The organism is Streptomyces sp. NPDC093018 (assembly GCF_040684035.1).
Taxonomy (GTDB): domain Bacteria; phylum Actinomycetota; class Actinomycetes; order Streptomycetales; family Streptomycetaceae; genus Streptomyces; species Streptomyces murinus.
In genome coordinates, this window is record NZ_JBFBFF010000001.1 from 628464 (window position 1) to 641746 (window position 13283).

9 protein-coding genes, 1 tRNA gene and 1 pseudogene are annotated in these 13283 nt (G+C 73.7%); 5 read left to right on the forward strand and 6 right to left on the reverse strand.

Annotated features, from left to right (window positions below):
- Positions 1 to 101 precede the first annotated feature (101 nt).
- The gene (locus AB0N90_RS02700) at positions 102 to 929 is read left to right on the forward strand and encodes a PP2C family protein-serine/threonine phosphatase (RefSeq protein ID WP_361683063.1); all 828 of its coding nucleotides are present in this window, start codon (positions 102 to 104) and stop codon (positions 927 to 929) included.
- Between the two features lie 72 nt (positions 930 to 1001).
- A complete protein-coding gene (locus tag AB0N90_RS02705; protein WP_365192451.1) occupies positions 1002 to 2042 on the forward strand; it encodes an MASE1 domain-containing protein in 1041 nt (346 codons plus the stop codon).
- Between the two features lie 37 nt (positions 2043 to 2079).
- Here the strand turns inward: AB0N90_RS02705 and AB0N90_RS02710 are convergent, their stop codons facing one another.
- Positions 2080 to 2286, reverse strand: a complete 207-nt coding sequence (locus AB0N90_RS02710) for a hypothetical protein (protein ID WP_365192453.1) — start codon at positions 2284 to 2286, stop codon at positions 2080 to 2082.
- A 142-nt stretch (positions 2287 to 2428) separates the two neighbouring features.
- Here AB0N90_RS02710 and selA point away from each other — a divergent pair, with 142 nt between their 5' ends.
- Positions 2429 to 3901, forward strand: a complete 1473-nt coding sequence (selA, locus tag AB0N90_RS02715) for an L-seryl-tRNA(Sec) selenium transferase (RefSeq protein WP_365192455.1) — start codon at positions 2429 to 2431, stop codon at positions 3899 to 3901.
- Positions 3901 to 5631: pseudogene (locus AB0N90_RS02720) on the forward strand (SelB C-terminal domain-containing protein); the annotation flags it as partial. The gene selA and the pseudogene AB0N90_RS02720, both read left to right, overlap by 1 nt.
- 35 nt (positions 5632 to 5666) lie before the next feature.
- Here AB0N90_RS02720 and AB0N90_RS02725 read toward each other — a convergent pair.
- A tRNA-Sec gene (locus tag AB0N90_RS02725) sits at positions 5667 to 5759 on the reverse strand.
- A gap of 34 nt (positions 5760 to 5793) precedes the next feature.
- Between AB0N90_RS02725 and selD the strand changes: the two genes are divergently transcribed.
- Positions 5794 to 6813, forward strand: a complete 1020-nt coding sequence (gene selD / locus AB0N90_RS02730; RefSeq protein WP_365192457.1) for a selenide, water dikinase SelD — start codon at positions 5794 to 5796, stop codon at positions 6811 to 6813.
- Between the two features lie 18 nt (positions 6814 to 6831).
- Here the strand turns inward: selD and fdh are convergent, their stop codons facing one another.
- The 4 genes from fdh to AB0N90_RS02750 all read right to left on the reverse strand — a co-directional run bounded on the left by fdh (position 6832) and on the right by AB0N90_RS02750 (position 13114).
- On the reverse strand, positions 6832 to 10092 hold the full coding sequence (gene fdh, locus AB0N90_RS02735) for a formate dehydrogenase (RefSeq protein WP_365192459.1): 3261 nt from the start codon (positions 10090 to 10092) through the stop codon (positions 6832 to 6834).
- 340 nt (positions 10093 to 10432) lie between these two features.
- Positions 10433 to 11494 (reverse strand): NrfD/PsrC family molybdoenzyme membrane anchor subunit, encoded by a 1062-nt coding sequence (gene nrfD / locus AB0N90_RS02740; protein WP_365192461.1) that lies wholly within the window; start codon positions 11492 to 11494, stop codon positions 10433 to 10435.
- The gene (locus AB0N90_RS02745) at positions 11491 to 12489 is read right to left on the reverse strand and encodes a 4Fe-4S dicluster domain-containing protein (protein WP_365192463.1); all 999 of its coding nucleotides are present in this window, start codon (positions 12487 to 12489) and stop codon (positions 11491 to 11493) included. The genes nrfD and AB0N90_RS02745 overlap by 4 nt, the downstream gene beginning before the upstream one ends.
- 172 nt (positions 12490 to 12661) lie before the next feature.
- On the reverse strand, positions 12662 to 13114 hold the full coding sequence (locus AB0N90_RS02750) for an ATP-binding protein (protein WP_365192465.1): 453 nt from the start codon (positions 13112 to 13114) through the stop codon (positions 12662 to 12664).
- Positions 13115 to 13283 lie beyond the last annotated feature (169 nt).

The window sequence follows — 13283 nt, forward strand, 5'->3', positions numbered from 1 at the left end:
CGGTCAATTTAGGTAAAATCTAGGCGTTTGCCAATGATTCAGACAGCCGTGCTCCGCCGAGGCGGCCGTCTCCGAGGGCACCCACCGCCGGAAGTGAACCGATGCCCCGCAAGCGCTCCACCGACGACGGCGACGAACTGCTGGCCAGACTCGGTTCGCTCACCGCGCAGGCGCGCGAGCGCGCGGAACTCCAGCGCACCCAGGTCGAGCTGGCCATCGCCCTGCAACGCGGCATGCTGCCCCGGGACCTGCCCACCGCCCCCGGACTGCATCTGGCGGTCCGCTACGCGCCCGCCTGCTACGGCCTGAACGTGGGCGGCGACTGGTACGACGCCTTCCCGCTGCCCGACGGCCGGATCGGGCTTGCCATCGGGGACGTACAGGGGCACAACATCGAGGCCGCCGCCTTCATGGGCCAGGTCCGCGCCGGACTGCGCGCCCTCGCCTTCGCCACCGGCGAGCCCGGCGAACTGCTCGCCCGCACCAATGACCTGCTCCTCTCCCTCGGCAGCGAACTCTTCGCCACCTGCACCTTCATGCGCCTCGACCCCGCGACCGGCGCGATGGAGAGCGCCCGCGCCGGCCACATCCCCTTCGTCTGGGCCACGGCGGACGGCAAGTCCGGCGTCGTCGACGACGAGGGCGGCCCGCCGCTCGGCATCCAGCGGGGCGTCGACTACCCGGTGACCCGGCACCGGCTGACCACCGGCGGACTGTTCGTGCTGCTCACCGACGGTGTGGTGGAGGGGCCCTCGCTGGCCGTGGAGGACGGCCTGGAGCAGGTGACACGGCTCGCGGGCATCGCCGCCGTCGCGGGTCTGGAGAGCCATGCCCTGGCCGCCGCCGTGATCAAGGGCGCCGAGAGCGTCGGACACGAGGACGACGCCGCCGTACTCGTCGTCGGCCTCGACGGGCCCGCACGGCCGTAGCGTCCCCCGGTTCGGCCAGAGGGCCGGACCCCGGCGGCTCTCGCCTCGCCGAGCCGCGCCGGGCGGTGTGAGATGGCTGCTGTGGTGGGTATCGCGGAACTGCGCCGGCCGGGCGGCTATGTCGTCCAGGTGCTCGCCGTCGCGGCCCTCTACTACGGGTCCGCCCGGCTCGGCCTGCTGCGCGAGCTGTCCGTGGGGAACGCCGTCTTCACCCCGATCTACCCGCCGACCGGCGTCTCGGTCGCCGCCCTGCTGATCTTCGGCATCGGCTGCTGGCCCGGCATCACCCTCGGCGCCCTCGCCCTCATCCTGACCATCTCACCGCCCGGCCCCGATCTGGTCGGCATCCTCTTCGGCAACACCGCCGCCCCCGTCTGCGCGGCGATCCTGCTGCACTGGGCGCGCTTCCGCCCCGACCTCAGCCGCTTCCGGGACGGCCTCGCCCTGGTGTTCCTCGGCGCCCTTGCCGCCATGACGATCAGCGCCACCGTCGGCGTCGGAATGCTCGTGCTCACGGACAAGCTGGCCGCACACGACTTCTGGCCGGTGTGGCTCGCCTGGTGGGTCGGCGATGCGATGGGGGTCCTGCTGGTCACCCCGCTGCTGCTGATGCTGCACCGGATCCGGCGGCCGCTGCCCCTGGGCCGATGGCGGGAGGCGACCGCGCTCACCGTCATCACCTGCGTGCTCGTCCCGCTGGCCGCCTACAGCTCGCTCAGCCTGCTCTTCCTGGTCTACCCGCTGATCATCTGGGCCGCGCTGCGCTTCCAGCTCGCGGGTGCCGTGCTGTGCGCGCTGTTCACCTCCGTGATGGCCACCATCGCCGCCACGGACGGCAGCGGCGCGTTCCAGGGGCTGAGCCCGGTCGAGATCATGGCCAAGCTCCAGGCGTTCAACGGGACGATGGCGCTCACCGCGCTCCTGATGTCCGCCCTGATCACCGAGCAGCGCAACACGCGCCGCTCGGTGGAGCGGGCATGCCAGGAACTGGTCGAGATCCTCGAACACCTGACCGCCGGCGATGTTCCGCTGCCCCGGCCCCAGACGGACACCGACGCCGACGGGACCGGGGACAGCGACGACACCGGGGGCCGGTCGTCGCCGGGCCCGTGAGGCGTGCCGCCCTTCCTTGCTGTCTTCGGTGGTCTCCTCAGTGCGGCCGATGCGGCTCCTGGTCGCCGCCCCGTTCCTCGGAGCCCCTGCTCCTGGAGCTGCGTTCGGCGATGTCGCGGGGCGTGGGTGTGGGCGTCGGCGAGTTGCCGGACGACTCGGCGGCGTGACGGCGCTCCGTCTCGTTGCGACGGTTCGCGTCCCGCTGTTCCTGTCGGCTCTGACGCTGGTCATCACGTGCGTTCATACGGCGCCGAGTACCCCCGCCCCGGCCGCCGCAACGTCCCTCCCGGCGTGTCGGACGGCCGCCCCAGGGCACTGGGGGACGATGGACGGACCCCGCCAGGGGCGGCGCGGACCGGACCGGAGGGAAGGGCGGCAAGGGCGCGATGGAACAGCGGGTGACCGCGCGAGCGGCGGGCACGGAGGACGGCGCCGCCGATGCGGGACATGAGGCGGTCCCGGCGGACGGTACGACCGGTGCGCGCGCGGCCGATACGGCGGCCACGACGCCTCCCGCGGACCGAAGTCCCGGCGCTCCCGATCCCCGCCGCCGTGTCCCTCGTACCGACGAGCTGCTGCGCGACCCCCGATTGGCCGAGGCCGTGGACCGGCTCGGGACCGCGGTCGTCAAAGGGGCCGTACGGAAGGCACAGCAGCGGGCCAGGGACGGGGAGCTCGCGCCCGAGCAGGTGCCGGAAGCGGCCTGGGGCCTGCTCCCCGACACCGCGAGCGGACTGCGCCCGGTGCTCAACGCCACCGGGGTGCTGCTCCACACCAACCTCGGCCGCGCCCCCCTGTCGGACGCCGCCCGGCGGGCCGTGACCGAGGCCGCGGGACCCACCGACGTGGAACTCGACCTGGCGACCGGCACCCGGGCCCGCCGGGGCCGCTCCGCCCTCGCCGCCCTGCGCGCCCACGTGCCCGCCGCCGGTGACGCCCATGTCGTCAACAACGGCGCCGCCGCCCTCGTCCTCGCCGCCACCGCGCTCGCGGCCGGCAAGGAGATCGTCGTCAGCCGGGGCGAGATGGTGGAGATCGGTGACGGCTTCCGGCTGCCCGACCTGCTCGTCTCCACCGGCGCACGGCTGCGCGAGGTGGGCACCACGAACCGTACGACCGCCGCCGACTACGCCGAGGTGATCGGCCCGCAGACCGGGTTCGTGCTCAAGGTGCACCCGTCCAACTTCCGCGTCACCGGCTTCACCCGTGCGGCCCAGGCCGGGGAACTCGCCTCGCTGGGCGTCCCGGTCGTCGTGGACATCGGCTCCGGACTGCTCGCCCCGCACCCGGGCCTGCCCGAGGAACCCGACGCCGACACCCAGCTGCGCGCGGGCGCCGCCCTGGTCACCGCGAGCGGCGACAAGCTGCTCGGCGGCCCCCAGTGCGGGCTGCTGCTCGGCGACGGCGACCTGGTGCGCGCCCTGGCCCGGCATCCGCTGGCCCGCGCCCTGCGCGTCGACAAGCTGACCCTGGCCGCCCTGGAGGCCACCCTCACCGGACCGCCCACCCCCACCGCCCACGCCCTGACCGCCGACCCGGTCGCCCTCAGGGCCCGCGCCGACCGGCTCGCCGCCGAGCTGGGCGCCCACGGGATCGACGCCCGCGCCGTCGGAAGCACCGCCACGGTCGGCGGGGGAGGGGCACCAGGGGTCGCTCTGCCCAGCGCCGCGCTCTCCCTGCCCGAGCCGTACGCCGCCGCGCTGCGCACCGGCCGTACCCCGGTCGTCGGACGCCTGGAGGCCGGGCGCTGTCTGCTGGACCTGCGCTCCGTGCCCCCGGCCGACGACGAACGGCTCGCGGGAGCCGTACGCGCGGTGCGCACGAGCGACGATCGGGCCGCCGGGAAGGGACGGACCTGATGCGGGTCCTCGCGACCGCCGGGCATGTCGACCACGGCAAGTCCGCCCTGGTCCGGGCACTCACCGGAATGGAACCCGACCGGTACGAGGAGGAACGTCGCCGAGGTCTCACCCTCGATCTCGGCTTCGTGTGGACCCGGCTCGACGCGCTCGGCGACCACCTGGCCTTCGTGGACGTGCCCGGCCACGAGCGGTTCGTGCCGACCATGCTCGCCGGGGTCGGGCCGGTGCCCGCCGTGCTGTTCGTGGTCGCCGCCGACCAGGGCTGGCAGCCCCAGTCGGGGGAGCACCTCGCCGTCCTCGACGCGCTCGGCGTCCGGCACGCCGTCCTCGCGGTGACCCGGAGCGACCTCGCCGACCCCGAACCGGTGCGCGCCGACGCCGTGGCACGGCTGGGGGACACCTCCCTCGGCAAGGTGGCATCGGTCGCGGTGAGCGCCCTCACCGGCACGGGACTCGACGAACTGCGAGTCGAACTCGCCGGGTTGGCTGGGGAGTTGCCCGATCCCGATCCGGACGCCGACGTACGCCTGTGGCTGGACCGGGCGTTCACCGTCCGCGGTCATGGCACCGTGGTGACCGGCACGCTCGGCGCGGGCACCCTGCGCGTCGGCGACCGGCTGGTCACCGGGGACGGCCCGGCGGTGCTGCGGGTGCGCGGGCTGCAGAGCCTGCACGAGGACCGGGAGGCCGTCAGTGGGGTGGCCCGCGTCGCGGTCAATGTGCACGGGCCGGGGGACACCGCACTGCGCCGGGGCCAGGTGCTGCTGAGCCCCGGCCGCTGGCGGGCCACCGGGGTGCTCGACGCGCGGATCGACGGCGAGCCGGTGGCCGGACTGCCCCGCCAGGTCACCCTGCACCTCGGGACCGCCGCCGTGCCCGTCACTGTCCGCCCGCTCGGCACCGACACCGCCCGGCTCACCCTCGCCCGCCCCCTGCCCCTGCGGATCGGCGACCGCGCGGTGCTGCGCGCGCCGGGCGGCGGCCGGCCACCCCGGGGGGTCACCGTCCTCGACGTACGACCGCCCCGGCTGACCCGGCGCGGCGCCGCCCGGACCCGCGCCGCCGAACTCGCCGCCCTGACCGGCCGACCCGACCCGGCCGCCGAACTCCGCCGCCGGAAACTGATCCGCCGCGCCGACCTCACCGCCATGGGCGTCCCGGCCCCCGCCGACCCCGTCACCGGCGACTGGCTGGCCGATCCGGCGCACTGGGCCGCACTGCGCGACCGGCTCACCACCGAGGTCGAACGGCACGCCCGCGCCCACCCGTTGGACCCCGGCCTGCCCGCCGAGGCCGCCCGCCGCCTGCTCGCCCTGCCCGACCGCGCCCTCGTCGACGCGCTGGCCGAGACCGCCTCCCGACTCCGCGCCGATCAGGGCAGGTTGTTCGCGTCGGACAACTCCCGCCCCGCCCTCCCTCCGGCCGTGGACGCCGTACGCCGGGACCTGGACCGGACGCCGTTCCGCGCGCCCGAGGCCGGGCGGCTCGCCGAACTGGGCCTGGACCGCCGGACGTTGGCCGCCGCCGTCGGCGCCGGGGCGCTGCTGCGGATCGCCGACGGGATCGTGCTGCTGCCCGGCGCCGACGCCGAGGCCGCCGCCGTACTGCGCGCCCTGCCCCAGCCCTTCACCCTCAGCGAGGCCCGGCGCGCCCTGGACACCACCCGCCGGGTGGCCGTACCGCTGCTGGAGTTCCTGGACGCCGAGGGACACACGGAACGCGTCGACGACCAGCGCAGACGCTGCCGCAGCGGGCCGGGGAGCGGAGGCGGACAGGAATCGAACCTGCCTGCCCGAGATCCTCGGGCACCTCGGTTTTGAAGACCGGGAGGGCCACCAGGCACCCACACGCCTCCACCGCTCGCCAGGCTAGTGCCCGAGGAGACCGCGATGACACCGACCCGCCAAGCGACCGTCCGACTCACGCAGTTCGCCCATGGCGGCGGCTGCGCCTGCAAGATCCCGCCCGGTGAGCTGGAGGAAGTGGTCAGCGGGCTGTCCGAGCCTCAGCTCGCCGGGGGCGACACCCCGCTGCTGGTCGGCCTCGCCACCGGCGACGACGCGGCCGTCGTCACCCTGCCAGGACAGCCGGGCACGGCCGTGGTGTGCACGGCCGACTTCTTCACCCCGGTGGTGGACGACCCCTACGACTGGGGGCGCATCGCCGCCGCCAACGCGCTGTCCGATGTGTACGCCATGGGCGGCCGCCCGGTGCTCGCCGTCAATCTGCTGGCCTGGCCGCGCGACCGGCTCCCCTTCGAACTGGCCCGCGAGGTGCTGCGCGGCGGCCTGGACATCGCCACCGAGGCGGGCTGCCATGTCGGCGGCGGCCACAGCGTCGACGACCCGGAACCGAAGTACGGCATGGCCGTCACCGGCGTCGCCGACCCCGGGCGGCTGCTGCGCAACGACACCGGGCGCCCCGGACTGCCGCTGTCCCTGACCAAGCCGCTCGGCCTCGGCGTGCTCAACAACCGGCACAAGGTCACCGGCGAACGCTTCGCACAGGCCGTCGCCACCATGACCGCCCTCAACCGGGACGCGGCCGAGGCCGCGCTCGCCGCCGGGGCGAGCTGCGCCACCGATGTCACCGGGTTCGGGCTCCTCGGCCATCTGCACAAGCTGGCCAAGGCGTCCGGGGTGACCGCCGTGCTCGACACCGCGGCCGTACCCTACCTGGACGGCGCCCGCGAGGCCGTACGGGACGGCTTCGTCAGCGGCGGTACCCAGCGCAACCTCGAATGGGTCGCCCCCTGGACCGGGTTCGGCACCACCGACGCCGACACCCGGCTGCTGCTGGCCGACGCCCAGACCTCCGGCGGACTGCTGGTCGCCGGGGAGGTGCCGGGCGCGCCGGTGGTGGGGGAGCTGGTGCCGTACGACGGCTCCCACACCATCGTCCTCGAATGACCCACCGGCACACGGGACTTACGGCTCGGTACCGGTGTGCGCGTCGATGCCCGCCCGCGCCCGGTAGGCCCGCACCAGCTCCGCGGCCGCGGGACCCCGCGGCCGGCGCCCCGGCCGGATGTCCACCGCGATCGCCTTGGCCTCCTGGATATGGGTGTTGGGGTCCAGGGACAGATGCAGCAGCTCGTTGGCCGCGTCGCCGGTGGTGTAGCCGTTGGAGCCCCAGTGGTAGGGCAGGCCCACCTGGTGCAGCCGGCGGCCGTGCACGGTCAGCGGGGCCATCCGGTCGGTGACCAGCACCCGTGCCTCGATCACCGCGCGGGCGCTGACGATCGTCGCCCAGCCGGTGTGCTCCAGACCCCGCTCGGTGGCCAGTTCCGGGGAGACCTCGCAGAAGAACTCCGGCTGGAGCTCGGCCAGATAGGGCTGCCAGCGGGACATGCCGCCCGCCGTGTGGTGCTCGGTGAGCCGGTAGGTGGTCGCCACGTACGGGTAGACCTCGGAGCCGCGCTCGTCACCGCTCGGCTGGTAGCGGTTGTCGGGCAGCGTGGGCAGCAACTGCCGTACGGGATTGCGCTGCTGGTCGTGGAGCAGGTTCGGGAACGGCGAGTCCTGCGGCTCGTAGTGCACGGGCAGCGGACCGTCCGTGAGCCCGGACGGCACATACAGCCACGCCTTGCCGTCGGCCTGCATGATGAACGGGTCCCGGCCGGACAGCGCCGCGGGACCGGTGGCGTCCCGGTCCGGCTCGTAGCCCGGCGCCTTGTCCTTCGTGAAGTCGGGGACGTCGTGCCCGGACCACTCGCCCTTGTCCGCGTCCCACCACACCAGCGCCTTGCGCTCGCTCCAGGGCCTGCCCTCGGGGTCGGCGGAGGCACGGTTGTACAGCACCCGGCGGTTGGCGGGCCACGCCCAGGCCCACTCGGCGGCCACCCAGTCCTGCTCCCCGCCGGGCTTGCGGCGCGCGGCCTGGTTGACGCCGTCGGCGCGCACCCCGCAGTAGATCCAGCAGCCGCAGGTGGTCGAGCCGTCGGGCTTCAACTGCTCGTACGAGGAGAGCGGTTCGCCCGCCGCGTCATGGCCGTTGATCTCGGCGAGCACCGCCTCCGCGTCCGGCTCGACGAGCGGGCCCTTCGTCGGATAGTCCCAGGCGAGCTCCAGCACCGGCCGGTCCATCTCGTCGGCCGACCCGGCGAGCTTCTCCCGGATGATCCGCCCCAGATGGAAGGTGAACCACAGGTCGCTGCGCGCCTCGCCGGGCGGCTCGACCGCCTGGTGGTGCCATTGCAGCAGCCGCTGGGTGTTGGTGAAACTGCCGTCCTTCTCGGTGTGCGCGGCGGCCGGCAGGAAGAACACCTCGGTAGCGATGTCCTCCGTGCGCAGCTCCCCGGTCTCGATCTCCGGGCCGTCCTTCCACCAGGTCGCCGACTCGATCAGCGAGAAGTCGCGTACCACCAGCCAGTCCAGATTGGCCATGCCGAGCCGCATCAGCTTGGTGTTGGCATTGCCGACGGCCGGGTTCTCGCCCATCAGGAAGTAGCCCTTGCAGACGCCCTCCAGCTGCGCCATCGTCGTCTCGTACGTCGAGTGCGAACCGGTCAGCCGCGGCAGGTAGTCGAAGCAGAAGTCGTTCTCCTCGGTCGCGTGGTCGCCCCAGTACGCCTTGAGCAGGCTCACCAGGTACGCGCGCATGTTGCCCCAGTAGCCCTTGTGCGCCGCCTCCGCCGCCACGAACGCGGCCAGGTCCTGGTTCTGGTGCGCGTGCGGCATCGGGATGTAGCCCGGCAGCAGGTTGAACAGCGTCGGGATGTCCGTCGAGCCCTGGATGGAGGCGTGCCCGCGCAGCGCGAGGATGCCGCCGCCCGGCCGGCCGATGTTGCCGAGGAGCAGCTGGAGGATGCAGGCCGTGCGGATGTACTGCACGCCCACGGTGTGCTGGGTCCAGCCCACCGCGTAGGCGAAGGCCGTCGTACGCTCCCGCCCGGAGTTCTCCGTGACCAGCTCGCACACCTGCAAGAACAGCTCCGGCGGCACCCCGCACACCTGCTCCACCATCTCCGGTGTGTAGCGGGCGAAGTGCCGCTTGAGCACCTGGAAGACACAGCGCGGATGCGTCAGCGTCTCGTCCCGCTCCGGCTCGCCCTCGCCGATCACCGCACCGCCCGCGCCGTGCGCCTCGCCGCGCGCCGCCTCGGTCACCGAACTGCCGCCCCCGGTACGCTCGTCGTACTCCCGGTCGCGCTCGCCGGAGGCCGCCTGCGTCTCCGTACCCTCGTACTGCCAGCTGGAGTTGTCGTACGAGCGGGTCTCGCTGTTCAGGCCGGAGAAGACGCCGGACAGGTCCTCGGTGTCACAGAAGTCCTCGCGCACGATCATCGGCGCGTTGGTGTACGCCACGATGTAGTCGCGGAAGTACTTCTCCTCCTCCAGCACGTAGTTGACGATCGCGCCGAGGAAGGCGATGTCCGAGCCCGCGCGCAGCGGCACATGCAGATCGGCGAGCGCGCTGGTGCGGGTGAACCGCGGGTCGACATGGATCACCTTCGCGCCCCGCGCCTTGGCCTCCATCACCCACTGGAACCCGACCGGATGGCACTCGGCCATGTTCGAGCCCTCGATGACGATGCAGTCCGCGTTCTGGAGGTCCTGCTGGAAGGTGGTCGCGCCGCCGCGTCCGAACGAGGTTCCCAGACCGGGAACGGTGGAGGAGTGTCAAACGCGCGCCTGGTTCTCGATCTGGATCGCGCCGAGCGCCGTGAACAACTTCTTGATGAGGTAGTTCTCCTCGTTGTCCAGCGTGGCCCCGCCGAGGCTCGCGATGCCCATGGTGCGCCGGGTGCGGGTCTGGTCGACCTCCCACTCCCAGCCCGCCCGGCGGGCCGCGATCACCCGGTCGGCGATCATGTCCATCGCGGTGTCGAGGTCGAGGCGCTCCCATCCGGTTCCGTGCGGGCGCCGGTAGAGCACCTGGTGCTCGCGGGCGCCACCGGTCGTCAGCTGGAGGCTCGCCGAGCCCTTGGGACACAGTCGGCCGCGGGAGACGGGGGAGTCCGGGTCGCCCTCGATCTGGGTGACCTTCCCCTCCTGGACGTACACGTTCTGGCCGCAGCCCACCGCGCAGTACGGGCAGACGGACTTCACCACCCGGTCGGCCGAGGCCACCCGGGGCGTGAGCCGTTCACTGGGTCCGCTCTTCGCGGCGGCACCCCGGCCCAGCGGGTCCGTCCCGGTGAGCTGGCGGTAGACCGGCCAGGAGTCGATCCAGGTGCGTACGCCCATGGCCACTCCTCCCACTCGTCGTCCCGATTGTCCCGTGCCGGCGCTGCTGCGGCATCTTGTGCGGCGGGGCGTGGGGGTACCCCGGGGCGGTGGGGGAAAACGGCCTGGGCGGGACCTGCGCGGTGCGGGCGATCGCGGCCGCGGGCGGGCAGGCGGGTTCGATTCCCGTCCGAACACGTACGGCCCCGGACGAGGGCGTCGGAAGTGAGCACGCGGCGGGCGCGAGAGGGACGGCGCGAGAGGGACGGCGCGGTGTGGCGCTTCGTCCTGCCCGCGCCGGGAGGCGATCCCTGCCCGTCCCGGGTGACCGCCCTCCGGTCGCCGCGACCGGCGGACCCGCTCAACTCCCCTGCGCGTCAAGCCTCTCCCGCTGCGGTACGACCGTGTAGCGCGGGTCCTCCGCCGAGGCCACCCCGGCGTGGAAGACCCCGAAGCGCAGGGCGGCCGAGCCGGTGAGGAGGGCGGCGCCGGCGGCCAGGGCCACCCGTCGGTCGCGCAGGCGGCCGGAGAGGAGGGCCAGGGCGGCGCCGGTGACGGTCAGGGCCTCGCAGGCGCGCAGCAGGATCCGGGGCCTGCCCTGGTCGAAGGGCTCGGCCGCGATGCCCATCCGGCGCTTCATCAGCTGGAAGGCGCCCAGTTCCAGCGTGGCGCCGAGCAGTGCCGTCCGGCGGGCCGGTCCCGCCTGTGCGGTCGGCGCGGTGGCCAGGGCCAGACCGGACGCGGCGGCCGCGGCGGACCCCGCGAAGACGAAGGGGAGTTGACGGTAACCCTCGTGCCAGGAGGGGACCGCCGTGTCCGAGAGCAGGACCGCGGTGTACGTGGCCACGGCGGGACCGAGCACCGCCGCCGCGAGGGTGGCGGCCGAGCCCAGCAGCCGATAACGGCTTGCCACTTCGGCGGCGGTCGAGCCCAACAGCCGGTAGCGGCCCGCTACTTCGGTGGCCGCGGCGGCCATGGTCAGCGGTGCGTAGCCCACCAGGATCCAGGAACCCACGCTCATCGGCGAGGTCGGCTTGAACACCCGCAGCATGTTCAGGAACCGAGCCGGGCGCCCCAGGTCGTGCACCAGCGCGGCCAGCGACAGCGAGATCGCCCCGGCCGCCCCCAGTTTCGCCGGTGCCGCGAGCCCCGGCCGGCCCGTCAGCTCACCTCCGGCCGCCAGCAGCGAGGAGGCCCCCGCGAGCCCGCCCAGGTACAGGTACCCGGCGATGTCCAGCGCCTTCCAGGTGGGCTTGTTCAGCACCGGTTTGCCGTAGTACGACGAGAACGACGCGTCCGGCACCATCGACCGCTCGCCCCGCCCGCGCCGTCGGCGCCTGCGCCCCGCGTACGCCCCGGTCGGCGCCTCCCGGCCCGGCCGCCCGCCCCCGGCACCGCCCCGCCCCGCATCCGATCCGCTCATCGCGCCCTCCCCGGACGACCGGCGAAACCGCCCACCGCGAAACCGCCCACCGCAAAACCGCCCACCGCGAGCCCGACCAGCGTCACCGCCGCCAGCGCCGCGTGCCGCCACATGTCGGGCAGGTCCCGGGTGGTGACCACCGGGTCCGGGGGCAGGCCGTAGACCTCGGGCTCGTCGAGCAGCAGGAAGAACGCCCCGTCACCGCCGACCCCGTCCCCCGGGTCCTCGCCGTACAGCCGGGCGTCCGCCACCCCGGCCGCGTGCAGCTGGGTCACCCGGCCCGCCGCCCGCTCCCGCAGCTCGTCCAGCGGCCCGAACTGGATGGAGTCCGTCGGGCACGCCTTGGCGCAGGCGGGCTCCATGCCGACGCCCAGCCGGTCGTAGCACAGCGTGCACTTCCACACCCGGCCGTCGTCCTCGCGCTGGTCGATGACTCCGTACGGGCAGGCGGGCACGCAGTAGCCGCAGCCGTTGCAGATGTCCGACTGCACCACGACCGTCCCGAACTCGGTGCGGAACAGCGCTCCGGTGGGGCACACATCGAGACAGGCCGCGTGGGTGCAGTGCTTGCACACGTCCGAGGACATCAGCCAGCGCAGCTCGGTGCGGCCGTCGGGGGAGAGCGGGGAGATCTGCCCGGCGGGGGCGCCGGCGCCGAGTCGGGAGGCCGCCGTGAAGACATCCGTGTCCTCGTGGCGGACGCCGGGCTCCTGCCCGCCGAACGGCTTGCTCTGCTCGATGAAGGCCACATGCCGCCAGGTGTCGGCGCCCAGGGTCTGGGTGTTGTCGTAGGACATGCCGGTCAGTTCCAGGCCGTCCTCCGGGACCGCGTTCCACTCCTTGCAGGCCACCTCGCACGCCTTGCAGCCGATGCACACCGAGGTGTCGGTGAAGAAGCCCATCCGGGGCGGGGCGTCCGGATAGCCGGACGCGCCGGCCACGTCCGGCTGGGGGCCGTACCACTGGTTGCCGTGGACCTCGGAGCCCTCGCCCATGGCATGCCTCCTCGCTCATGACCGACTCATGACCGACTTCTCATGAGGACCGGCATCAGCGGGCTGTGGAGCGCCGATTCCTCCAGGGGGACCCGTGGTCTCCCCCGAGCGTGGCACGAGTGCCCGCACTCCGCGCGCCCGGAAACGGTGTCGCCCGCCGTGCGGCGCGGACTCACCCTTCGCCCCGCGCCCCGCCGCCCTCGGTGACGAGCGGGACCGTCGCGGTGACCCGCTTGCCGTCCGGCAGCACCGTCACCTCCAGCTCCCGCGAGAGCATCCGCACCAGGTGCAGACCGTGGCCACCGACCCGCCCGGGGTCCGGCGGCCGGGGACGCGGCGGCGAGCTGGAGGTGTCCGTCACGCAGATGCGCAGCGCATGGGCACCGGGCCTCAGCTCCAGGCTGAGGGCGCACGGGCCCGGCGCGTGTTTCTCCGCGTTCGTCACCAGTTCGCTCACGACAAGCTGTGCGTCCTGGACCGAGCGCCGCACCGGCGCCGGGCGTGCCGCGGCGAGCAGCGCGGCGACGGCGTCACGCGCGTCGGCGCTGCTGCACCCGCCGGTGTCCCACGTGCGGCTGTAGCCCAGGTCCTGTGTCCTCGGATGCGTCCTCAGCGAGATGTCCATACCTCGTCGCCCTTTTCCCTCCGGGGTTCGGGGTCCCTTCCTGCGAGCGTGCGGGGAACGTGCCGTCCTGTAGCTCGGCTACCCGCTGGTCCGTCGATCAAGGGGACGTGCACCGGGAATCCTTCGGTTGCACATCAATCCCTGCTGACAGCGGGTGCCGGACGCGACA